General features: G+C 53.7%; 20 protein-coding genes and 1 pseudogene. 11 read left to right on the forward strand and 10 right to left on the reverse strand.

The genetic code is table 11. From position 1 onward, the window contains the following. Nucleotides 1-116 precede the first annotated feature (116 nt). Together DDY07_RS15665 and DDY07_RS15670 are read right to left on the reverse strand one after the other, a co-directional pair. Nucleotides 117-1,073, reverse strand: coding sequence for an alpha-E domain-containing protein (locus DDY07_RS15665; protein WP_171696533.1), 957 nt, complete (start codon nucleotides 1,071-1,073; stop codon nucleotides 117-119). Nucleotide 1,074: 1 nt separating this feature from the next. Then, nucleotides 1,075-2,529, reverse strand: a complete 1,455-nt coding sequence (locus DDY07_RS15670) for a circularly permuted type 2 ATP-grasp protein (protein WP_171696534.1) — start codon at nucleotides 2,527-2,529, stop codon at nucleotides 1,075-1,077. Nucleotides 2,530-2,987: 458 nt separating this feature from the next. Here DDY07_RS15670 and DDY07_RS15675 point away from each other — a divergent pair, with 458 nt between their 5' ends. The 11 genes and pseudogenes from DDY07_RS15675 to DDY07_RS15725 all read left to right on the forward strand — a co-directional run bounded on the left by DDY07_RS15675 (nucleotide 2,988) and on the right by DDY07_RS15725 (nucleotide 15,810). Then, entirely contained in the window at nucleotides 2,988-5,519 is a 2,532-nt protein-coding gene (locus DDY07_RS15675; protein ID WP_171696535.1) for a circularly permuted type 2 ATP-grasp protein, read from the forward strand. A 10-nt stretch (nucleotides 5,520-5,529) separates the two neighbouring features. Continuing rightward, the gene (locus tag DDY07_RS15680; RefSeq protein ID WP_171696536.1) at nucleotides 5,530-6,411 is read left to right on the forward strand and encodes a transglutaminase family protein; all 882 of its coding nucleotides are present in this window, start codon (nucleotides 5,530-5,532) and stop codon (nucleotides 6,409-6,411) included. A gap of 167 nt (nucleotides 6,412-6,578) precedes the next feature. Beyond that, a complete protein-coding gene (locus DDY07_RS15685; protein WP_171696537.1) occupies nucleotides 6,579-10,709 on the forward strand; it encodes an EAL domain-containing protein in 4,131 nt (1,376 codons plus the stop codon). 105 nt (nucleotides 10,710-10,814) lie between these two features. Then, nucleotides 10,815-11,873: a hypothetical protein gene (locus DDY07_RS15690; RefSeq protein ID WP_171696538.1), complete on the forward strand. Its 1,059-nt coding sequence runs from the start codon at nucleotides 10,815-10,817 to the stop codon at nucleotides 11,871-11,873. Nucleotides 11,874-12,007: 134 nt separating this feature from the next. Further along, on the forward strand, nucleotides 12,008-12,631 hold the full coding sequence (locus tag DDY07_RS15695) for an inorganic pyrophosphatase (RefSeq protein ID WP_033156087.1): 624 nt from the start codon (nucleotides 12,008-12,010) through the stop codon (nucleotides 12,629-12,631). A gap of 118 nt (nucleotides 12,632-12,749) precedes the next feature. After that, on the forward strand, nucleotides 12,750-12,977 hold the full coding sequence (locus DDY07_RS15700) for a hypothetical protein (protein ID WP_171696539.1): 228 nt from the start codon (nucleotides 12,750-12,752) through the stop codon (nucleotides 12,975-12,977). Beyond that, nucleotides 12,959-13,372, forward strand: a pseudogene (locus tag DDY07_RS24480) (type II toxin-antitoxin system VapC family toxin). The gene DDY07_RS15700 and the pseudogene DDY07_RS24480 overlap by 19 nt, the downstream one beginning before the upstream one ends. A 35-nt stretch (nucleotides 13,373-13,407) precedes the next feature. Further along, nucleotides 13,408-13,554, forward strand: a complete 147-nt coding sequence (locus tag DDY07_RS15710) for a type II toxin-antitoxin system Phd/YefM family antitoxin (protein WP_367650919.1) — start codon at nucleotides 13,408-13,410, stop codon at nucleotides 13,552-13,554. A 166-nt stretch (nucleotides 13,555-13,720) separates the two neighbouring features. Continuing rightward, nucleotides 13,721-14,422, forward strand: coding sequence for a hypothetical protein (locus tag DDY07_RS15715; RefSeq protein WP_171696541.1), 702 nt, complete (start codon nucleotides 13,721-13,723; stop codon nucleotides 14,420-14,422). A 127-nt stretch (nucleotides 14,423-14,549) separates the two neighbouring features. Next, a complete protein-coding gene (locus DDY07_RS15720; RefSeq protein WP_171696542.1) occupies nucleotides 14,550-15,251 on the forward strand; it encodes a HupE/UreJ family protein in 702 nt (233 codons plus the stop codon). Then, nucleotides 15,244-15,810, forward strand: coding sequence for a hypothetical protein (locus DDY07_RS15725; RefSeq protein WP_253734502.1), 567 nt, complete (start codon nucleotides 15,244-15,246; stop codon nucleotides 15,808-15,810). The genes DDY07_RS15720 and DDY07_RS15725 overlap by 8 nt, the downstream gene beginning before the upstream one ends. 71 nt (nucleotides 15,811-15,881) lie before the next feature. On the opposite strand, the gene DDY07_RS15730 is transcribed toward DDY07_RS15725, so the two are convergent. The 8 genes from DDY07_RS15730 to DDY07_RS15765 all read right to left on the reverse strand — a co-directional run bounded on the left by DDY07_RS15730 (nucleotide 15,882) and on the right by DDY07_RS15765 (nucleotide 22,357). After that, complete coding sequence (locus DDY07_RS15730) at nucleotides 15,882-16,487, reverse strand: nitrogen fixation protein NifQ (protein ID WP_171696543.1); 606 nt, start codon at nucleotides 16,485-16,487, stop codon at nucleotides 15,882-15,884. A 38-nt stretch (nucleotides 16,488-16,525) separates the two neighbouring features. Then, the gene (locus DDY07_RS15735) at nucleotides 16,526-16,876 is read right to left on the reverse strand and encodes a 2Fe-2S iron-sulfur cluster binding domain-containing protein (RefSeq protein ID WP_033156080.1); all 351 of its coding nucleotides are present in this window, start codon (nucleotides 16,874-16,876) and stop codon (nucleotides 16,526-16,528) included. Between the two features lie 21 nt (nucleotides 16,877-16,897). Further along, the gene (locus DDY07_RS15740; protein ID WP_020484745.1) at nucleotides 16,898-17,185 is read right to left on the reverse strand and encodes a 2Fe-2S iron-sulfur cluster binding domain-containing protein; all 288 of its coding nucleotides are present in this window, start codon (nucleotides 17,183-17,185) and stop codon (nucleotides 16,898-16,900) included. A 188-nt stretch (nucleotides 17,186-17,373) separates the two neighbouring features. Beyond that, a complete protein-coding gene (locus DDY07_RS15745; protein WP_101052085.1) occupies nucleotides 17,374-18,651 on the reverse strand; it encodes an FprA family A-type flavoprotein in 1,278 nt (425 codons plus the stop codon). Beyond that, the gene (locus DDY07_RS15750; RefSeq protein ID WP_033156078.1) at nucleotides 18,648-19,073 is read right to left on the reverse strand and encodes an ArsC/Spx/MgsR family protein; all 426 of its coding nucleotides are present in this window, start codon (nucleotides 19,071-19,073) and stop codon (nucleotides 18,648-18,650) included. The genes DDY07_RS15745 and DDY07_RS15750 overlap by 4 nt, the downstream gene beginning before the upstream one ends. A 5-nt stretch (nucleotides 19,074-19,078) precedes the next feature. Then, on the reverse strand, nucleotides 19,079-19,363 hold the full coding sequence (locus DDY07_RS15755; RefSeq protein ID WP_020484742.1) for a 4Fe-4S dicluster domain-containing protein: 285 nt from the start codon (nucleotides 19,361-19,363) through the stop codon (nucleotides 19,079-19,081). Between the two features lie 144 nt (nucleotides 19,364-19,507). Beyond that, entirely contained in the window at nucleotides 19,508-21,004 is a 1,497-nt protein-coding gene (nifB, locus tag DDY07_RS15760) for a nitrogenase cofactor biosynthesis protein NifB (protein WP_171696544.1), read from the reverse strand. Between the two features lie 240 nt (nucleotides 21,005-21,244). Then, a complete protein-coding gene (locus tag DDY07_RS15765; RefSeq protein WP_171696545.1) occupies nucleotides 21,245-22,357 on the reverse strand; it encodes an ABC transporter permease in 1,113 nt (370 codons plus the stop codon).

A 22,357-nucleotide genomic window follows, 5' to 3' on the forward strand; every position in this document is an offset into this window, starting at 1 on the left:
TGGGTCAGTAGCAATCCAAGCAGCGCGCCCTCGACCCAGAGCGATTGCGCTCAACCAAGCGGGTGCTCAGCGCTGCAGAGGCCTGGCTGGTGAAAATCTTCCTGTCGGCAATAGTGTCAATTTTTCTCGGCTTCGGCCTCGCCAAGATTGTTCAAAAACCACATGGCCGCGATTTGCTGGTGTAAATCATCGAACTTCGCTTGCAAGCCGTCCAGCACTTGATGCAATTGCTCCGGGGTAGTCTGCTTAATCTCAATGCCCAGCACCTGCTGTTCCAATTGTTCCAGCTGCGGGAATAGTTCGACAGCATGCGGCAAGCGTTTGATGCAATGCGTAATCTCCTCGATGCAATGCACCACGGCCCTGGGAAAATCCGGGTTTTTTAACAGATAGTTCAAAACATCCTCACCTTTAATTCGGTTGCGGACGTGTTTGCGATACATCAAGACCGCACTCAAGGACTTCAAAACGTTGATCCACAGGATAGTCTCGTACTCGCGCATTTTGGTGCTGCGATTTTCCGCCAACAGCACGGTGCCGAAATCCATGATCCGGCTGGTCATATCGGCCCGTTCCAAATTGCGGCCGATACAGATAAACCGGGCACTGTCGCTGCGGCTCATAGACCCGGCCATAAAACCGGTAAAGCGCTGGCAGCCGGCCATGATTTCCTGCAAGAACAGCGCACGCCCCCGCCGATTGGACAAGCTATCCAGATTGTTATTAGCATACAGATACATTTCGTTGACCTGCTGCCAGGCTTCGTCGGGCATCAGCTCGCGGCTGGTGCGGATATTCTCACGGGCAAACGACAAAGACGCCAATAAGGAGCCGGGATTGCTCATATCGGCTAATAAAAACCGGGTGGTGTTCTGCTCGCTGGGATTTTTAAAGCGTTGATAAAACGCCTCTTCGACGCCGCAAATATTTAATAAATTGCGCCAGCCTAATTCCACACCATACGGCAAGTCGTAGATCAAATGCATCGTGGCGCTGATCAGGCGGGCGGTGTTTTCGGTGCGCTCCAGATAACGGGCCATCCAGTACAAACGTTCGGCGGATCGCGATAACATCTTATTGCTCCCTGTTGATAATCCAAGTGTCTTTACTGCCGCCGCCCTGCGATGAATTCACCACCAGCGAACCGGCCCTGAGCGCCACGCGGGTCAAGCCGCCAGCGGTGACAAAGCTGTTCTCACCTTGCAGGATGAAGGGGCGCAAGTCGATGTGCCTGGGCTCCAGACTATCACCGCACAAGGTCGGGCAGGTTGATAAAGCCAAAGTTGGCTGGGCGATGTAATTACGCGGATTGTTTTTAATCAGCTTATGAAATTGCTTGATTTCCTTTTGGCTGGCGTGCGGGCCGACCAACATGCCATAGCCGCCGGACTCGTTGGCCGGCTTAACTACCAACTCCGGCAAATGCGCCAGCACGTAGGCGCATTGTTCTGGATCGCTACAGAGATAAGTCGGCACGTTCGGCAAAATCGGCTCTTCATTCAGATAATAGCGAATCATTTCAGGCACATAGGCATACACCACTTTGTCGTCCGCTACCCCGGCGCCTGGCGCATTAGCCAGCGCCACATTGCCGGCTTTCCAGGCCCGCATCAAGCCCTTCACGCCCAATACCGAATCCTTATGAAAGACTTCAGGGTCGAGAAACAGATCGTCGATGCGCCGATAAATCACATCGACTTTTTCCAAACCCTTGATGGTACGCATATAAACGCAATCGTCGTCCTTGACCAGCAAGTCGCCGCCTTCCACCAATTCCGCACCCATTTGCTGCGCCAGGAACGCATGTTCGAAATAGGCCGAGTTGTAGATACCGGGCGTCAAGACGGCAATTTGCGGGGTGTCATCGGTATCCGGTGCCAGTGACGCCAGCATTTCGAACAACTGGGTCGGATAATCGTCCACCGGCAGAATATTCAGATTTTCCAACAACTCCGGAAAGATCCGTTTGGTAATTACCCGGTTTTCGATCATGTACGACACGCCGGATGGCACCCGCAAATTGTCTTCCAGTACATACAGCTTGCCGTCGCCAGCCCGCACCAGATCGCTGCCGCAGATATTGGCCCATGTGCCGAATTTGGGCTGCATGCCCAAACATTCCTTACGAAAATTGCTGGAACTGTTGATCAGATCAGCCGGCACCAAACCATCTTTGATAATCTGCTGCTGGTTATAAACATCGTTAATAAAACAATTCAAGGCTTTCAGACGCTGTTTCAGGCCTGCTTCCACGGCTTGCCATTCCTGAAAATCAATCAGCCGCGGGATGATGTCGAACGGCCAAGCCCGGTCGATATTGCCCTCGTCGCTATAGACGGTGAAGGTGATGCCCATCTCCATGATGGCCGCCTCCGCCGCCGACAACCGGCCCTTAATTGCATCCATGCCCAAAGATTGTAAGTATTGACTCAAACTGGCGCAGGTATCACGCGGCTTGCCGCCCGCAGCAATCATCTCGTCGTAAGCCTTATCGGCGCTGTAATCCGCCCAAATTGTCGAAGTAACCATGCTGTATGCATCCGTGATATTTGCTTTTATGGTGCAAGTCCGCGCGGAATTGGTGCAAAAACGACCGCACCATTTCAACGCAAACCGGTTCTAATGATTTACCCGATATAAAGCAATAGCAATGCCAAGTTGCGCGCCTACGGCTATCACTTGCTCGGCCCTGACCGACTTATCGTGCCTTAGCACTGGCAAATACCCTTTAGTTCAGAAGCTTGAAGCAAGCCAATGCTTTACATTGGACGACTCTAGGCAGAGCTACCGAATCCAAAAGATCTATGCCGCACTCCGCTCTTTCTGATCGTAACGGCATACTTTTTGCCAGTCTCTTGGACTACGCATTCATCCAAAGTCTCGTCAGAATCGGCATCTGCACTAAAAAACCAGCTTAGAAAACATAAAAAAAACGAGATTAGCTTTGATCAATTGCGCTATACCCGGTAAACCGGCAAACTAAACCTATGAAAACCTTAAGCACACCAGAAGCTTTCGCGCCGGGATACCGCCTCGATAAGGGGGCCCACGACGAAATGCTGGACGAGACGGGCCGGGTTAGACCGCATTGGGCCCACCTGATGCAGGCGTTGCAACAGCTTGGCCCCCGCGAAGTCGGCGAACGCCACCAGGAAGCGCTAAGACTGCTGCGCGAAAACGGCGTCACCTACAACGTTTATGACGACCCGGATGGTATCAACCGCCCCTGGCAACTCGACCCGATACCGCTATTGCTTTCCGGCGACGAGTGGTTCGACATTGAGGCAGGACTGCTGCAACGCGCCGAACTGTTGAATCTGATTTTGGCCGACCTGTACGGCCCGCGCCAGCTCATCAAGAAAAACCTGCTGCCGCTGGAACTGATCTACAACCACGGCGGCTTTCTGCGCGTTTGTGATCAAGTTAGCTTGCCCGGCCAGCATCAGTTGGTATTGTGCGCCGCCGACCTGGCCCGCGGCCCGGACAAAAAAATGTGGGTACTCGGTGATCGTACGCAAGCGCCATCCGGCGCCGGTTATGCGTTGGAAAACCGCTTGGCCATGTCACGGGTGTTGCCCAGCTTGTTCCGCGACACTCATGTCCATCGTTTGGCGCGTTTCTTTCAATCCCTGCGCGCCGGCCTGAATGCCGTCGCCCCCGGCGACGCCGACACCCCGCGTGTAGTGGTCCTGACCCCCGGCCCACTGAACGAAACCTTCTTCGAACACGCCTATTTGGCCTCCTATCTGGGTTACCCCCTGGTACAGGGTGACGACCTGACGATTCGCGACGGCTATGTCTGGCTGAAATCGCTGGTCGGCTTGCAGCGGGTGGATGTGATCTTGCGTCGGGTGGACGACAATTACTGCGACCCGCTGGAACTGCGCGAAGACTCGCGGCTAGGCGTCCCCGGCCTGTTGGAAGTGGTCAGGCGCGGCAATGTGGCGATTGCCAACCCGCTAGGTAGCGGCATATTGGAAAATCCCGGCATCATGCCGTTCCTGCCGGGCATCGCCAAATACTTCCTGGGCCAAACCCTAAAGTTAAATTCGATCGCCACCTGGTGGTGCGGCCAAGCCCGCGAGTTAAGTTACGTCCTCGCCAATCTGGAACGCCTGGTCATCAAACCGATCTACCGCAAACCCGGCGAACGTTCGGTGTTCGGCCATCAGCTGAGCCGAGCACAACTCGCTGATTGGCGCGCGCGCATCAAGGCCCGCCCGGCGCTTTACGTCGGCCAGGAATACGAGAGCTTTTCCACCGTGCCGGCGCTGGTGGCGGGCGGCTACGAACCGCGGCAAACCGTGCTGCGCTGCTTCATGGTGGCGCGGGCGGACGGTTATACACTGATGCCTGGCGGTTTGAGTCGCAGCGCACCGCAATATGGCAACATGATGATCAGCAACCAAACCGGCGGCATCAGTAAAGATACCTGGGTGGTCGCTACCGAGCCCCAACATCCGGCCATTCCGGCCAAGCGCAGCGCCAGTTTGGCAGGCCACGGCAATGCCCTTCCCAGCCGCGCGGCGGACAATATTTTTTGGGTGGGCCGCAACGCTGAACGCGCGGAAGGCGGCGTACGCTTGTTGCGCGCCACGATCAAGAAGCTGTTCAGCAACCCTGACCTCGATAGCCCGGACTATCAGCTCAGCCTGGAAACCCTGCTGCGTTGCGTCACCAGCATGACCGGCACCTACCCCGGTTTTTTTGCCGAGGATAACGAAAGCTTGCTGCAGTCGCCGGAAGCCGAATTACTGGCAGTGGTCGCCGACGAAAGCCGGGCAGGCAGCCTGGCCAACACGGTAAACAGGATGACCCAATCCGGTTATGCGGTACGCGATTTATGGTCGTCGGATACCTGGCGGGTCATTGACGAAATCGAGGAACAGGTTTCCGAAGCGCGCCGCCTGGGCAAAGTCGGTTTGTGGTCGATGCAGGAGCAAATGGATCAGCTGATCACCACGCTCTCCGCCTTCAGCGGCCTGGTGATGGAGAGCATGACGCGCGGCAACGGCTGGCTGTTTCTGGACATCGGCCGGCGCCTGGAGCGCGGCTTGCAGTTGGTATCGGTATTGAGAACCGCGTTTGCGATGCCGCAAAGCGAAGCGGCGGAAACCCGCTTGCTGGAATCCCTGCTGGATACCAGCGACAACCTGATTTGCTACCGCCAACATTATCGTAGCAACCTGGAGTTAGCCTCGTTTTTGGAACTGCTGCTGATGGACCCCAACAATCCCCGCTCACTAGCTTATCAAATCGCCCGTTTGCAGGAGCATGTCGGCAAACTGCCGCGCGAACCCAGTACCCGCCGGATTAGCGCCGAAGAGCGCTTGCTATTAGAGGCTAGTTGTCTGCTGAATATCGCCAATATCGACGACTTATTGAGCGTCTCGGAATCCGGGATTCGCGAAGCGCTGGACCAACAGCTCAGCAAGATTTACGCCCTATTGGCCGCGTTGTCCGATACTTTGACCGCCAATTATTTCCGCCACGGGGACGCGCCGCAATCGCTGTCCTAAGGGAGTCACCATGCGTTATCGGGTTACCCATACCACTACCTACCGCTACCAACAACCGGTGGGATTGTCTTACAACGAAGTGCGGATGCAGCCGCGCCCCTGCCCGAATCAGCAACTGCTCAGCTCGCAGCTGAAAATTACCCCCTTGCCCTGCGACTATCGGACCCGTACCGATTTTTTCGGCAATCAAGTGGCCTGGTTTTCGATTAGGGAGCCGCATCGGGAGTTTGTGGTCACCGCCAGCAGCGAAGTACAGATTTTTCCGCAACCGGTGCAGTTGGATTTCAGCCACGGCATGAGCTGGGAACTGGTCAAGGAAGCGCTCTGGAACGACAGAAGCGAACCACTACTGGAGGCACGGCAATTTGCCTTAGATTCGCCGTTCATCACCGCCGACGCCGAGCTGGCCGCTTACGCTCAAGCCTCATTCACACCCGGCAAGGCGCTGATTGAAGCGATACACGATCTGATGCAACGCATTCACCGCGATTTTACCTTCGACCCGGAATTTACCAACCTGGCCACCCCGCTGACCACCGTACTGGAACATCGGCGCGGCGTCTGCCAGGATTTCGCCCATCTGGCCATAGGTTGCATCCGCTCGCAAGGCCTGGCGGCCCGCTACGTCAGCGGTTATATCGAAACCCTGCCGCCGCCCGGCAAGAAAAAACTGGTGGGCGCCGACGCCTCGCACGCCTGGTTCTCGGTGTATTTACCGGAACTGGGCTGGATGGACTTTGACCCTACCAACAACCAATTGCCGGGGGACAGGCACATCATCGTCGCCTGGGGTCGGGACTATAGCGATGTTACGCCATTGAAAGGGGTGATTTTCGGCGGCCAGAACCACGAATTGAAAGTGGCGGTGGAAGTGGAAAACCTGGGCGCGTAACCCTAAGCGGATACCGAAGAAAATCACCCGCATAAAACCACGTTTCATCCGTTAGGAATGCCCGAAAATCCCCGTACTTAGCCCGTGACAAAACCTTGCATTTCGTGAGATAAACCAAGATATTGGGCTTGTCCCTTCACCTGCTTTCAATACATCAAGGTAATCTCTTGCGCCGTTTTTCGACCTTTTCCACCTCAGCACTAGTCCACCTTATCGGCTTGGCTGTCGCCTACGCGCTGGTTGCCAAACTGGTGTTGATGTTTTTCGCCGCCAATCACGTAATATCCGTCATCTGGCCGCCTAGCGGCATCGCACTGGCAGCCTTGCTGCTCGGCGGTAAAAAACTGTGGCCCGGCGTGTTCCTGGGCGCATTACTTGGCAATTTGTGGGCAGGCAACCCGCTGGAGCAAGCCTTGCCTATCGCTTGCGGCAATACCGTGGAAGCACTTGCCGGCTGCTATCTGCTGGGCGAGATTCGCAAACTGCAACAGCCGCAAGACTACTTACGCATCCTGTTTGCCAGCGCCTTGGCTTCGGTCGTTGAGGCCATAGCGGGTTCCTTAATTCTGTTACATTTCAACGCAATAACGGCGCAGCAATGGCCGATCAGTCTAGCGCATTGGTGGATGGGCGACGTCTTGGGTATTGCGATTGTCACGCCGCTTATTTTGGTCTGGCGGCAGCCGCCAAGTTTTGACTGGAACCCGTATCAAGTTTGGCGCGCGTTACTTTATGTATCAACGGCGTTTCTGGCGGGACAAATGATTTTCCTGGAGTGGCCGTGGCATCTTGGCCACTACGGCAAAGCATTTTATATGTTCGCTTTTCTGGTTTACGGCGCACTCTACTTTGGCTTGCATGGCACCTTGTTACTGATCAGCATGGTCATGCTGCAAAGCATATTCGGTGCGATTTTTCAGGTAGGCTTTTTTGCAGCCGACAGCAGTGAGACCGGGCTATTGCTGCAATGGTCGTTTTTGCTGGTGCTGTCCAGCGTCGGCATTTCCCTGGCGCTGGCTATCGAGCGCTACCAGCGCTCAGAACAATTCAGCAAAGCCCTAGGCGATTTCAACAAACACATACTGCGTTCAGTTCAGGAAGGCGTGATTGTTTACGATCTGCAGGGCCGTATCGAACTCTGGAACCGTTATATGGAAACCCTGACGGGATGGCCGCAAGCCGCTTGCCTGGGAAAATACCCTGTTGAAATATTTCCCTGGCTGGCGCAAACGCCAATTCCTGACGGCATTCAAAAGGCGTTGCAAGGCGAAACGGTCTATCAACCCCCCTTTACCGCAGGCGACGGCCGCTGGATCAGTTCGATGCAAATGCCCATACGCGACGACCAGGAACGGATTGTCGGCGTTATCGAACTGGTCAAAGACGAATCCTTAAACGTCGAGTTCGGCAAATCCCTGTCGGTCAGCGAATTGCGGTTTCAAAGCATCCTGGACAATACCCCCACGGTGATTTACAGCAAAGATCTGCAAGGCCAATACCTGCTGATCAACCGCCAATTTGAAAAACTGTTCGCGGTTGACAATAAGACTGTCAGAGGCAAACGGGATATCGACTTATTTCCGGGCGACGACACCGAACTCCTGTGGAAAAACGATTTAGAGGTCGCTAATAGCGGCCAGGCACAGATTTTTGAAGAAAAGATCACCCATCATGACGGTAATATTCATACGTATTTGTCGCATAAGTTTCCGCTACGTAATGGGCAAGGCGAAATCTACGCGGTGTGCGGCATTTCCACGGACATCAGCGAGCGCAAGCTATCGGAAAAATTATTGCAGGAAAGCGAATTGCGCTGGAAATTTGCGCTGGAAAGTGGCGGTGATGGCGTCTGGGATTGGGATTTGACCAACGGTAAAGTGTTTCTGTCGCCACGCTGCATGGAGATTCTGAATTTCAGCGAACAAGACCGAGACAACGATTACCGTAATTGGGAAGCCACGATACACCCGGAAGACAGCGCCCGGATGATGGCCGACTTGCAAACGCATCTGGAAAATCGCAGCTCACGCTTCAGCAACGAACACCGCGTAAAGCACGGCGACAACCAATGGCGCTGGATTTTAACGCGCGGTCTGGTGATCAGCCGCGATGCCCAGGGCAAGGCTTTGCGCATGATCGGCACCCAAACCGACATTACCGAACGCAAACAGCTGCAATGGCTGCAATTGTCCAAGATTGTCGATGGTTCGCCGGAAGCCACGTTTTTAGTTGGCGAAAACGGCCTCATCAAACTCGCCAACCCGCCCGCCGCGAAAGCATTTATCTACACGCTGGATGAGTTGATAGGTCTGAGTGTCGAAGCGCTGGTACCGGAACGGGCCCGCGCCAAACACCCGGAACAGCGCGCGCGATTTTTACAAGAGAATAAAGCCCGGCCGATGAGCGCCAGCCGCTCCCTAACCGCAATACGCGGCGACGGCACGGAATTTCCGGTCGAAATCAGTTTGACACCTATCGATATAGACAACCGGCGTTACATACTCGTATCCGTTTTGGACATCAGCGAACGCAAGCGGCTAGAACATGAAATGCAGTTGATGGCGATGATTTACCAAGCCATCGGCGAAGCGGTGATGGTCGCGGACACCGACAACCGCATCATCGCGATTAACGAAGCGTTTACCCGCCTGACCGGCTATACCGCGGAAGACGCGATAGGGAAGTCCACAGACATTCTAAAATCGGGCCGCCACGATCCGGATTTTTATCAAACCATGTGGCACTCGCTGTTACAAACCGGCCACTGGCAAGGCGAAATTTGGAATAAACGCAAAAACGGCGATATTTACCAAGAATGGCTGGTGATCAACACCATCTACGGCGAACACGGCGAAGTAGAGCGCCGGGTGGCGATGTTCTCGGAAATTACCGAGCAAAAACATGTCGAACAAACCATCTGGCGCCAAGCCAATTTCGACCCGCTTACCGATTTGGCCAACCGGCGCATGTTCCAGGATCGCTTGAACCAGGAAATCAAAAAAGCCCAGCGCGACAAAAACAGTCTGGCGGTCATGCTGCTGGATCTGGACCGTTTCAAGGAAATTAACGACACCCTGGGCCACGGCATGGGCGACATTTTGCTGCAGGAAACGGCGCGGCGCATTTTGGCTTGCGTACGCAATGTGGATACGGTGGCTCGGCTCGGTGGCGACGAGTTCACCATCATCCTGGGCGAATTGGACTCGGAAACCAATATAGACCGGGTCGCGCAAGCCATCCTGCACCAGCTTGCCGAACCATTTCGTTTAGGCGAGGAATTAGCCTACATTTCGGTCAGCATCGGCATCACCTTCTATCCGCAAGACGCACAGGAAGCCGAGCAACTGATCAAAAACGCCGATCAAGCCATGTATTCCGCCAAGCAACAAGGCCGCAACCGTTACAATTTCTTCACCAGCGAGATGGAGCAAACCGCGCAAAACCGGATGCGCCTGACCAGCGACCTGCGCCAAGCGCTGACCAATCAAGAGTTTTGCCTGTTCTATCAACCGATAATCGAACTGAGCAGCCGCAAAATGCATAAAGCCGAAGCCCTGATCCGCTGGCAACATCCCACGCGCGGCATGATCAGCCCGGCGGAATTTATTCCGTTGGCGGAAGAGACCGGCCTGATAGTGGAGATTGGCGATTGGGTATTTAGGATGGCGGCAAAACAGGTTGCCGAATGGCGTGCCCAATTTCTCCCGGATTTGCAACTGGGTATTAACAAGTCGCCGGTGCAATTTACCCGCAGCAATCTGGGCGACAGCAAATGGATAGACTATTTGCATGAGCTGGGCTTATCCGGCCAATGTGTCGTCATCGAAATTACTGAAAGCCTCTTGCTGGATGTCGACAATATTGTCCGCGACCATTTATTTGCTTACCGAGATGCCGGCATCCAGGTGGCTATTGACGATTTCGGCACCGGCTATTCGTCACTGTCTTATCTAAAAAAATTCGACATCGATTATCTGAAGATAGACCAGAGTTTCGTACGCAATCTGGAAGCCGATTCCAGCGACCTGGCGCTGTGCGAAGCGATTATTGTGATGGCGCATAAACTGGGCTTGAAAGTGATAGCCGAAGGCATCGAAACCGCGCAGCAACTGGAATTGCTGACTGCCGCCGGCTGTGACTACGGCCAAGGCTATCTGTTTTCCAAACCACTGCCTGCTGCTGAGTTTGTGCGGCTGTTCGATACGAAAAATCAGCAGCCGGCGTCCGCCTCAAGGGCAACAAAACCAGCCGGACGCGGCGATTCCAGTATTTCTAAATTGTTCGGTTCGGACAAATAAACGGCAGGCGGCGATGCGCACACGTTTTTAGAATGAACGCTTTCGGCAATCTGCAGCCGAAAGCCTCATACTTTTATCAGAATACCTATTTGAAACGGAGCTTTTATGCTGATCCACAAACTGTCTTTTCCGATTATTTTACTGAGCGCCGCTGCGCTAATTCAGCAAGCGGCATGCGCTCAAGAAGCGCCCAGCCCACAGCAAGCGCTACAGAACTTCGGCATCAGCGCCGCGCAAATCCCGCCATTGGAACGCGGCGAAATCGTCGGTTACGACGTCAGCGAAACCAGCCAAAAAGAACTCGCCATTGGCGTAGCGATGATCATACCGGTAGGCTTGCCGCAACTGGCCGACTACATCAAAAAGGGCAAACTCAATGCCGGCGAGAGCGACATCGTCGCCACCGGCATGCTGGGCGATAACGCCAGCGTCGATAGTTTTAAGAAGTTTGCGTTTACCGAAAAGCAACTGGACGAAGCCAAGGCCTTTCTGGAAGCGGAACCGGGCGACGAATTCAACCTCTCCAAAGCCGAACTGGACAGCTTGAAAAGCCTGCAAGCCGGGCTGGAAGATGCCGACAACAAAATCTTGCTGAAAACCGCCAATCAAAAATACCGCGAATTTTTACTGCAACGCCTGCAAGCCTATAAAAAAAGCGGCTTGGCCGGGATTGCCCCTTACAGCCGAGATGGCGGCACAGCCGACCCGGCCGCGGAACTGCGCAACGACGCCGTGAACAGCAAAGCCTGGGCGCGTTACTTTCCGGAATTGCAACAAGCCTGGTTGAACTACCCGGCCGCGTTGCCGGCCAATGCCAGCGAACAGTTTTTGTGGCTGAATCGGCGCGTGGAAGACCGCCCCACCGCCATACTTAATCATCGCGTCATCGCCATCAGCGAGGGCGGCGGGATTGTGGTTTCCCGGCAATTTTACGTCGGCCACTCCTACAACTCCAGCCACGTGGTCGCCGGCGGCCTACCTTATAAAGACGGCACGCTGGTGTTTTACTCAATCCGCAGCTCCACCGATCAAGTTGCGGGCATGGGCAGTAGCCTGAAGCATTCGATAGGCCGCGAACAGATGAAAAAAGAAATGATCAAGCGCCTGCAACGGCTAAATAAAGACATGAAACTCAAACCTGCGGCAGTGGCTAGCGAAGAATAATGTCGATAACCACATGCAACGGCGTGTAGCGCAAGCCCAATCAGATACTAGTATTAAGCTTGATTGTCTTGCGGATTGCCCCCATCCTGGTAAATATCCCTATAACCTTATTCCCCAAAGCTACTGAATCTTAGATGAATATAAAACACAAAGCCCACCCCTGGCATGGTATCTCGCCCGGCGACAATACCCCGGACATCGTCACCGCCTTCATAGAAATCGTGCCGTCCGACACGGTGAAATACGAAATCGACAAAGACAGCGGCTATTTGAAAATCGACCGGCCGCAAAAATTCTCCAACATGATCCCTACTCTTTACGGCTTTATTCCGCGCAGTTATTGCGCAGAAAAAATCGCCGAATATGCCGCCGCGCGATCCGGCAAACCGGTCAGCAAGGGCGACGGCGACCCATTGGATATTTGTGTATTAAGCGAACGTAGCGTGACTCACGGCGACATCCTATTACAAGCCATCCCGATCGGCGGCTTTCGTTTACTGGACGGTGGCGAAGCGGACGACAAAATCATCGCGGTGATGAAAGGCGACGAATTCTACCGGCAATGGCGCGACGTCTCCGACTGCCCGGAATCGTATATCAACCGTTTGAAGCACTACTTCCTGACTTACAAACACCTACCCAGCGAAAAAAGTGTCTGCGAAATTACCCACGTCTACGGCCGCGAAGAAGCACATGAAGTCATCAAACGTGCAATCGCGGATTATCAATACCATTTTGGCTGCCAGGACGACGAGTAGGTTTGTTTGGGAATGGATGCGCTGAGCTACAATCGGCGTATCCTTAGTTCCGGCGAACAAGGTGAAAAATAAGGCTGCTCGGCGTAAGCTAAGGCTTTAGCAATCCGGAATTAAATCCATGCATGCCGAGAAAATCATTTTAGAAACCGATCAACAAGGCAACTTGCTGCAAATACCAAAATTGCCGCCCAATGCTCAATTGGAGGCCATCTTCCTGGTATTGAATCAGTTGCCACCACCACCCAAAAGACGCAAACCTTCTGCGCTTATAGCCGGGAAAGGCAAAATCGTTGGCGATATCATTTCATCCGCCGTACCTGAGAGTGAATGGGACGCTCTAAATTGATTCTGCTGGATACGCATATTTGGGTACGCTGGCTCGTTGGCAACGATCCGCTACCGGAACGCATCATCGAAATGATTGAAACCAACGATGCTATAGCTGTTTCGGCCATTTCTGTTTGGGAAGTCGTCTTATTGCAAAAACGCCAACGTATTGAATTGCCGGTTCCGCTCGATCAATGGCTCGACGCAGCTTTACTTGGCTCGGATGTCCAGGTGTTGCCGATTACCCTCTAAATCGCCCACTTGGCAGGTAACCTCCCCGAACATCACAAAGATCCGGCTGACCGGCTCATCATTGCCACCAGCATTGTCAATCAAAGTAAATTGATCAGCTTTGATTCGGTATTTCCGTCTTATACCGAATTGAATAATTTGCTGATAACCGCTGATTACTAAATCAACTTGGTTTACATGGAGTCATCGTGCAAACAGTGAATATACGTAAAGCAAAAACTCAATTATCTCGGTTGGTCGAACAAGCCGCGAAAGGCGAACCGTTCCTGATTGCCAAGGCAGGCAAACCACTAGTGCCGCCACAATATTCGACACGTTGGCCTCATTACCCTCCGACTTTATGAATGATGGCCGTGAAGATACCGTGCCCCAGGAACGCAAGCCCCCTGTAATGAAACATTGCTATTTGCCTTATGCCAATAGCTGTATTTACATTGCTGCAAACATCACTAATCAAGCGCCCCCTTCAACACCGACAATTCAGCATATGTAAACTTAAGGACAACCCGAATGAAACATTTATCAATGACGATTATTTTGTTGACCAACTTGGGCGGCTGCACAACAAGCTCTCGATATACCCAGCCATTAGCCGTAGCCGACCCGGCGCCAACGCCAAAACCCCTATCGACCACCTCGCTCTACCCATCAACAGCGACTGAAAAAACCGGTCCCGTGAATGTTTATCTGATTCCGTTGAATGATTTCTCGGAAGATATTGCGGCGCAAATCGGCATGAATTTTAGTAAGGAATTCGGGCTGCGGGTTAAGGGCACGGTGGCGATGGGCACGCAAGGACTGATGCCGATGCCGGGCACACAACAATTCGCGGCGGAAGACATCTTCGAACACGCTAAAACCGTGATGCAGCGTTTGCCGGAAGCAGACAGCAGCACCTATTTTATTTTTCTGACCAACCGCGACATCAACAGCCGCGCCCGGAATTTTCGTTTCCAGTTCTCCTTCCACGACAAGGTCTGCCGCTGTTCAGTGGTTTCGGCTGCGCGCATGCATCCGGAACCCGAAAATTCGCCTGGTAGCCGCCAGTATCTCGAATCGCGCTTCGTGAAAATGACCAAACGCGCCATCGGTCAAATGGTTTTGGGTTGGGAACGCTCCAGCGACATTAAAGATCTGATGTATTCGCCGATTATGAGCTTGGACGACATTGATCACTTGGGCAATCGGCATCCGGCCATACCCAAGAAGTAACCGTATCGAAAGTTAATCTTAGAGGCCGCCCCTTTCCACGAGCGGCTTAATCGGGGTATTCTGCCGCCTTCGCGCTGGTATCTATCAGCTCGGAAATCATTGCCACATTAAACCCAACCCTTTAAACATGTTTTCCGCAATATCACGTAATGCCTGTGTTATCGGCTTTTTATCGTTATTGACGCTGCTCAACTCCACCGTCTACGCCCACGGCGTCGATGCCAATACCGAACGGTTTTTGCTGGCTAACCAAGGCGTTGCCATCGGGCCGTTTTTGTACATCGGCGCCAAGCACATGGTCACCGGCTACGATCATTTGTTGTTTTTGGTGGGGGTGATTTTCTTTTTATTCCGCACTCGCGACGTGCTGGTCTATGTCAGCCTGTTTACCTTGGGACATAGCTTGACGCTGCTGTTCGGCGTGTTAAGCAGCATCTCGGTCAATCCGTTTTTGATCGACGCCATTATCGGCTTATCCATTGTGTATAAAGGTTTCGACAACCTGGGCGGTTTTCAGCGCCTATTGGGGTTTCAACCCAATACCAAATGGGCAGTGATGATTTTTGGCTTGTTCCACGGCTTTGGCCTGGCGACCAAATTGCAGGATTTTTCGCTGCCAGAAACCGGGCTTTGGAAGAACTTATTGGCGTTTAATGTTGGCGTGGAAATCGGCCAGTTTCTGGCTCTGCTGTTTATCCTGATCGCGTTGGACTTCTGGCGCCGCCACCGCAGTTATTACGCCTTTTCAGCAACCACCAACACCCTGTTAATGTCCGGAGGCTTGATTCTGTTCGGTTACCAAATCACGGGCTACATCATCCATGGATAACTCGATGCAAGACAGCAATCCGCCAGTTCAATCAACTAAATCGCTGACCATCGCCAGCCTGTCGGCAACGCTATTGGCGGGCGTTGTGCTGATCACTGCGGTGTTGCCCGCTGAATACGGCATAGATCCGACCGGGTTTGGGCAAATGACCGGTTTAACTAGCTTAGCGTCGCCAAGTGAAACAGGCAGCGCTTGCGCGGAGCCGGCGGTGAGCGCCGCGCAACCAGCAGCGCCCTCGCAATGGCAGGATACGGTAAAAATCGTGGTGCCGGCTGGCGAAGGACTGGAATACAAATTTCATCTCGCCAAAGGCGCAAACCTGGAATATTCGTGGTCCACTAACGGCGCGGCGCTATATTTTGATTTTCACGGCGAGCCGCAAGGCGATAAAACCGGCTATTTCAAAAGTTACAAAGAAACGACCGATAGCCAATCCAGTGGCTCGTTAAGCGCGCCCTTTGAAGGCTCGCACGGCTGGTATTGGGAAAACAAATCCAACGCGCCGGTTACTGTGGTTTTAAATACGAAAGGGGCTTATCGGATTTTGGGCTTGATGTGATCTAAAACCATCGGCTCAAGGAAACCAAGCTGACTGACATCAAAACGGGGGATGCCAACAAACGAAAACGTTTAGTCTTCCGGCCCAAAGCACTGCGGATAATCCTTACAAACCTCGCAGGATGGCGCCCGGCAAACGTATAAGCCTTCCGCTTCGCACAGTTGTTTGTACAAAAATTTTTTCCATTTCATATCTTTGCTGTTGCTCACCAGCAATTCCGGAAAGTTGTAGCCCAGCATGGCCGACAAATCGCTGCGCGACCATAAGCCCAAATCCTGCCACAAATGATCGCTGCCCAAACAGGCCGCCACAATCAATGCGATTAGCCATTCGGTTTCCGCGCCGGGATTGGCGGCGAATTGCCCCAGCAGGATTTCCAAATCCTGTTTTTCCAACATGCGGCTGTAATCCAGACTGCTACCGGAAAAGGCTTTCGGCGCCAAGGAATAGCCGGGAAAGTAGCGGTCGATAAGCTGTTCAAATTGTACTGGGCTCAAGCCCAATCTATCGGGAAGCACACCATCACCGACACACCAACTGGCGATAATTTGCGCCAACCAGACGCTGTTGGGCGACTGGTCGGCACAGGCCAGTAGATCCTCATAAATGTGTTGCCGCGACTTCATAACCAAGGGCTCTACCCTGTCATTCGATGCCATGCTAAGTGTGCAACTCATACTCGATTCTCCGGCCTATTTAACGATGACGCAGACGATTAATATTCGACGCGAATATCTTCATCCCTAACGATCATCTGACAAGCCAGACGCCATTCCGGCGGCAGATCGTCGACGATCATTTGCTCCAACTGTTCGGTAGTGACTTTACCGATTTGTTTCAGCAGGGCTTTTTCCTTCTCGGTCATCGTGCCACCCATGCGCTCCAGCTTTTTATCGATGCTGGTGACGCGGACCACGCAAGTGCCGCATTCGCCATCTTCGCATTCGAAATTGATGGGGATCTTGTTTTCCAGAGCCAGCTTCAAAATAGTCTGGGTGTGACTGCCGGCAACGGCGTAAACGGTTTTATCCCGGTATTCGGGACTGGTAAATGTGACTAATGCCATGTGTTACTCCTTTTGCGTTTTTTAAACTGGTTTAAGGGAAATTTCGCCGCCCAATACTTGCGCTTGGCAAGCCAGACGGTTGTGTTTGCCGGCCATGTTTTCCCGCAAAATTTTGTCTTCCAGTACGGACGGCTCGGTCAAGTTGTTCCAACCGGCAGTCACTTTCATGATGCAGGTTCCGCAATCGCCTTCCCGGCAACCGTAAGTAATGCCGGAACCTACTTTCTCGGACACCTCAATCACCCGGGTGCCGGCGGGGACGGTAACCGTCACGTTTATATCTTCAAATGTAATGGTCGCTTTGGCCATTGTAAAAACTCCATAAGGTATTAAAAGTCATCTCGGCAGCCTCTAATCTGAGGACCACCGGTTTGGAACCGCAACGATTCCTGATTTTCACCGGCCTTGCGGCCGATGAGGTCACCAATCCGTCCATGAATCGGTTTAGCCTACGAATACCGCTGTAGACTCAATAGCAAGCGTCTGTTTAATCCGGTTTACAGGTCCGCAAAATTAATCACCCGTGATTCTCTGGCCCCGGTGAGCTCCTGAGCCAGCTCCAAGCCAAAGGCCTTGCACTCGAGTATCTCGTCGTCGGTAGGAATCAGCTTGACGCGCAGGCCTTGAATCGGTACCCGCAGTTTCAAGCCGCGCAAGCGGTCTTCCACCAGGCGCACCCCTTCGCCGGTCCAGCCGTAAGAACCGAACACGCCGCCGAGTTTGTTTTTCAGATTGACCACCGCGAGCGACGAGAGCAGATCCCAAATCGGCTTGACCGCATCGCCGTTGATGGTGGGCGTGCCCAATACCAAACCGTCGGCTTCCTCGATCAAATCGACAAACGGCGCCACCTCGCCACCTTCCAGGTCGTAAAGCGACACCCGCACGTCCTCGACCTGCATCGCGCCTTGGTAAATCGCTTCCGCCATGCGCCGGGTATTGCCGTAAGAGCTAATGTAAAAAATCAGCAGGGTTTTTTGATTGGGCCGCAGCTCGTTATGCAAAGCAGGGCTGGATAACTGCCGATAACGCTGGATGTAATGCTGCGGGCGGTCACGCAAAATCGGGCCGTGGGTGGGCGCAATCAGTTTCAGCGGCAAGGGTTCGATCAACTCCAGAGCCCTGACCACGTATTCCTTGAACGGCCGCATGATGTGGGCGTAGTAGTATTCAAAGGAAAACCGAAAATCGCCGACCTTGTCGTTGTACAAACGGTTATCGCAAAAATGGCAGCCAAACACGTCGCCGGAAAACAGCATCGCTTCTTCCGGCGCGTAGGTGCATTGCGTGTCCGGCCAATGCAAATACGGGGTGTGCAAAAACTCCAGACTTCGGTCGCCCAGCGAGACCTTGTCGCCGGTCAGCACCGGGGTAAAGCTCAACTCGTCCTGCTTTAGCAGGCCTTTGAGCATGGACTGAGCTTTTTGGGAAATGAACAGCTGCGCGTGCGGCGCCCGTTTCATCAACTCCGGCAAGGCGCCGGTATGATCGGGTTCCAAATGATTGAGGACGATGACTTTGATTTCCGAATAGTCTGCAACGCTTTCCAGGCGGGCGAAAAAGGCGTTGGCAAAGCCTTCCTTGACGGTATCGATCACCGCCACACCTTCGCTGCCGCGAATCACATAAGCGTTATAGCTGGTGCCGTTGGCGGTCTTCAGGATGATGTCGAAAGTGCGCAAATTCGGATCCAGCGCACCGACCCAATGCACGCGCTCCGACAAGGCCACCGCCAGCGGTACGCCGTCTTCGCTCTCCAATCTGACGCTGTTCATGGCTTGCAGGCCTCAGAGCGTGACTGCTTGGGACAGGTTTCCAAATCCTTTTGCGAAGCCAAGGCAGCCAAGCCCAACCAGGCATCGACCTGTTGTTGGTCGAACCCGCAGACGCGCTGTTCGTTGACCTCCATCAAAGGCCGCCGAATCAACAACGGCTGCGCCACCATCAGCGCGATTGCTTCGTCTGCACTGACGGCATTCGGATCGACCAACCCTTGTTTGACAGCCGGCGCGCTGCGGTTAAACCAATCCGCCACCGGCATGTCGCCGAAAAACGAGCGCAACTTGCCCGGTTCCCTGCCCCACGGCTGCTGCAATAGATCGTAAACCACCAGCAAATGGCCGGCGGCACTCAGCAATTGCTTTTGCCGGGTATTGTTCAAGCAGCCCGGCTTTTCATAGAAATGCACGGTGGCCATAGCCGTTAATGGGCTTGTAGTTCCGCCATCGCCTCGGCCATTTTTTCGGGCGGGATACCGGTCAGCGAGCCGGGCGGGTTGATAGGCACACCCAGTGCGTCGAGAATCGCGCCTTCAATCGGGCAAATGCTGGCGCATTGCGTGTCTTTATAATCGCCCTCGCATTCGGTGCATTTTTTCGGGTTGATCCTGAAATGCCCGGCTTTTTCCGACATGTAGATGGCTTTGCTGGGGCACAACGGCTCGCAGGCATAACAGTTGACGCAGGATTCAATGATTTGTAAGGCCATGACGTTACCTTTGTATTCGATGGTTAATCAGTTCTAACAATCTCCCTCTCCTGATAGAGAGGGCTGGGGTGAGGAGAATTGAATAAGCAAAAGCTTTTTGATTCACCTCGCCCTACCCTCTCCGGCCGGAGAGGAAATATTGGGCTATGCCGTCGCCCGCTCTTCTTGCGGCGCAGCCTCATCCAACTTGCCGGCTGCAGCCATTTCCTTGTAAACCGCCATCACCGCTTCTTCGATAGGCTCCATCGCATGCTCGCCGTTGGGTACGATGCCGGCTTTTTCCAGCAAGTCCCAAGGCTCATAGCCGATTTTGGAGCACAGTACCGCTTCACAGCCGGCCAGAGAGCGAATGGTTTGTTGCAACACGCTCTCGCCGTCGCCGCAGGTATCGTCGCCGCCGCAATACAAGTCTGTCTTGCGATGACTCATGAAACGCACGCCGTTCGGGGAGGCTTCGTAGATAAGAAACTCTTTGGCATGTCCGAAGTGCATATTGATGACACCTTGACCGCTGGTGGCGATGGCCATCAACACGGGACGGGTATTCAGCTTGGGCTCGTCGGCGTGGCCGGCAGCTTTTTCGGCTTTCGCGGCGCGCTTGCTGTGCATTTCCTCGGCAATCGCTTCGTGGATCACTTTGCGTTTTTCCATCGCCGATTGGTAATCGATTTCCATCGCCTCGATTTTGTCCATGGTGAACTCGTCGCCACGGTCTTCGCCCAATAGGCCAACCGCGTCGGCCCGGCACTGCCGGCAGTGACGCATCATATTCATGTCGCCGGAGCACGAGTCTTGCAGATCCATCAACTCGTCCTGAGTCGGACCGCGTTGACCCATCACGCCGTAGAAGGTGCCGTGCTCGGCTTCGGCGATCAACGGCATGACGTTGTGCAAGAAGGCGCCTTTGGCTTTGACGATTTTGCTGACTTCAGCCAAGTGTTTGTCATTGACGCCAGGAATCATCACCGAGTTGACCTTGACCAAAATGCCTCTGGCAGTCAGCATTTCCAGGCCTTTTTGTTGCTGTTCGATCAGGATCTTCGCGCCTTTCACGCCTTTGATGCGTTTGTTTTCCCAGAAAATCCACGGATAAATTTGCGCACCGATTTCCGGATCAACACAGTTGATCGTGATCGTGACGTGATCGATGTTGTGCTTGGCCAGTTCCTCGACCGATTCCGGCAAAGCCAGACCGTTGGTGGAAACGCAGAGCTTGATGTCCGGCGCTTCTGCGCTCAAACGGCGGAAGGTTTCGAAAGTACGCTCCGGATTGGCCAATGGATCACCAGGGCCGGCGATACCCAGCACGGTCATTTGCGGAATGTTGGCCGCCACCGCCATGGTTTTTTTCACGGCTTGATCAGGCGTCAGCAACTCGGACACCACACCGGGACGCGACTCGTTGGAGCAATCGTATTTGCGGTTGCAATAGTGGCATTGGATGTTACAAGCCGGCGCTACTGCCACGTGCATGCGGGCAAAATAGTGGTGCGCGTCTTCCGAGTAACAAGGATGATTTTCTACCTTGGAGCGAATCTCGTCGGACAAATGCCCGAGTTGATCGTCACTTGTACCGCAAGAATGGGAGGAGCAGCCGCCTGCGCTGGCTGCTGGAGTTTCGTTGATTACTGGCAGTTCCATATTCTTCACCTCACTTGATTGGTTATGCAGTGAGAAAGCACAGGCCATGCCAGTTATGAAATCAATTTAACTTACTGATATATAAATTCTTTTTTAAGATAAACTACCAAACACCCCAATATACGGCCGCCTAATGTTTGTAACGGCACAATCCCCGCCGGCCGATTGTCAGGATTTGGACAAAGCGCCAAAGGCCTGAAAGCAGGCAATTTCAGAGGCAACTCAGACGCAAGGCATCGTTCAGTACATACGCTTGCGAAATAGCCAGCCGGCGCAACTCAAACAGCACAGACCGATCAGCGCCAGCGGCCAGTATTGGTCGATTAAATCGGCGATACCCAAGCCTTCCAGAAATACGCCGCGGATAATGATCAAAAAATAACGTAGCGGATTAACCAGCGTCAGCTGCTGCACCAGTTCCGGCATGTTCTCGATGGGCGTGGCGTAGCCGGACAAGATTACGCCCGGCACAATCACCAGAAATCCGCCCAGCAAGCCCTGTTGTTGGGTGACTGATAGCGAGGAAATCATCAAACCGGCGCCGATCACCGAAAACACATACAACACGATGCCGATATACAACGCGGCCAAGCTGCCCAACAACGGCACCTGAAACCAGAAGACCACCATGAAGATACTGAACGACGCTTCGGCTACGCCGATGATCAGGCCGGGAATGGCTTTGCCGATCAGAATTTCCGCCGGGGTGAATGGTGTCACCAGCAGTTGGTCGAACGTGCCCTGTTCGCGTTCGCGCGCCACCGACAATGCGGCCACCGTCATCGTCACCACCAAAGTCAGCAAGCCGACGATACCGGGCACAATAAACCAGCGGCTTTCCAGATTGGGATTAAACCAGGCCCTGATGCGCAATTCCGCCGGCGGCCCGGTTTGGTTGTGCTGGCGCGCCCAATCGCTGTTGAACTGGCTGATCACGTTACGGGCATAGCCCAAGGCAATCTGGGCCGTATTGGAATCGCGGCCGTCCAGTAATATCTGCACCGGTGCCGATTGCCGGCCACCCAGCAAATCGCGGCTGAATGTTTGGCCGATATGCAACACCATCAACACCTGCTTGCTGTCCAGTGCTGCGGCGATTTGCGCCTGGCGCTCGATGCGCAACACCTCCCGAAACGCCGGCGCGCCGTTGAAGCGGGCAATCAAATCGCGGGCGGCGCTGCCACGGTCTTCGTTGTAAATCGCGATCGGCAGTTGGTTTAGATCGTAGGTGGCGGCGTAGCTAAGTACGAATAACTGCACCAGCGGCGGCACGATCAATACAAAGCGGCTTTTTTTATCCTTGAGCAGACTGAGGAATTCCTTGATCAATAAGGCCTGGATGCGCCACCACAT

It is taken from the genome of Methylomonas sp. ZR1 (assembly GCF_013141865.1).
Taxonomy (GTDB): Bacteria; Pseudomonadota; Gammaproteobacteria; order Methylococcales; family Methylomonadaceae; genus Methylomonas.

Coding starts and splice junctions, on each gene's coding strand:
- DDY07_RS15665 (WP_171696533.1), bottom strand. CDS start 1,073: ATGTTATCGCGATCCGCCGAACGTTTGTACTGGATGGCCCGTTATCTG.
- DDY07_RS15730 (WP_171696543.1), bottom strand. CDS start 16,487: ATGAGTTGCACACTTAGCATGGCATCGAATGACAGGGTAGAGCCCTTG.
- DDY07_RS15745 (WP_101052085.1), bottom strand. CDS start 18,651: ATGAACAGCGTCAGATTGGAGAGCGAAGACGGCGTACCGCTGGCGGTG.
- DDY07_RS15725 (WP_253734502.1), top strand. CDS start 15,244: ATGGATAACTCGATGCAAGACAGCAATCCGCCAGTTCAATCAACTAAA.
- DDY07_RS15755 (WP_020484742.1), bottom strand. CDS start 19,363: ATGGCCTTACAAATCATTGAATCCTGCGTCAACTGTTATGCCTGCGAG.
- DDY07_RS15670 (WP_171696534.1), bottom strand. CDS start 2,529: ATGGTTACTTCGACAATTTGGGCGGATTACAGCGCCGATAAGGCTTAC.
- DDY07_RS15675 (WP_171696535.1), top strand. CDS start 2,988: ATGAAAACCTTAAGCACACCAGAAGCTTTCGCGCCGGGATACCGCCTC.
- DDY07_RS15700 (WP_171696539.1), top strand. CDS start 12,750: ATGCATGCCGAGAAAATCATTTTAGAAACCGATCAACAAGGCAACTTG.
- DDY07_RS15740 (WP_020484745.1), bottom strand. CDS start 17,185: ATGGCCAAAGCGACCATTACATTTGAAGATATAAACGTGACGGTTACC.
- DDY07_RS15735 (WP_033156080.1), bottom strand. CDS start 16,876: ATGGCATTAGTCACATTTACCAGTCCCGAATACCGGGATAAAACCGTT.
- DDY07_RS15765 (WP_171696545.1), bottom strand. CDS start 22,357: ATGTGGTGGCGCATCCAGGCCTTATTGATCAAGGAATTCCTCAGTCTG.
- DDY07_RS15720 (WP_171696542.1), top strand. CDS start 14,550: ATGTTTTCCGCAATATCACGTAATGCCTGTGTTATCGGCTTTTTATCG.
- DDY07_RS15750 (WP_033156078.1), bottom strand. CDS start 19,073: ATGGCCACCGTGCATTTCTATGAAAAGCCGGGCTGCTTGAACAATACC.
- nifB (WP_171696544.1), bottom strand. CDS start 21,004: ATGGAACTGCCAGTAATCAACGAAACTCCAGCAGCCAGCGCAGGCGGC.
- DDY07_RS15680 (WP_171696536.1), top strand. CDS start 5,530: ATGCGTTATCGGGTTACCCATACCACTACCTACCGCTACCAACAACCG.
- DDY07_RS15690 (WP_171696538.1), top strand. CDS start 10,815: ATGCTGATCCACAAACTGTCTTTTCCGATTATTTTACTGAGCGCCGCT.
- DDY07_RS15715 (WP_171696541.1), top strand. CDS start 13,721: ATGAAACATTTATCAATGACGATTATTTTGTTGACCAACTTGGGCGGC.
- DDY07_RS15695 (WP_033156087.1), top strand. CDS start 12,008: ATGAATATAAAACACAAAGCCCACCCCTGGCATGGTATCTCGCCCGGC.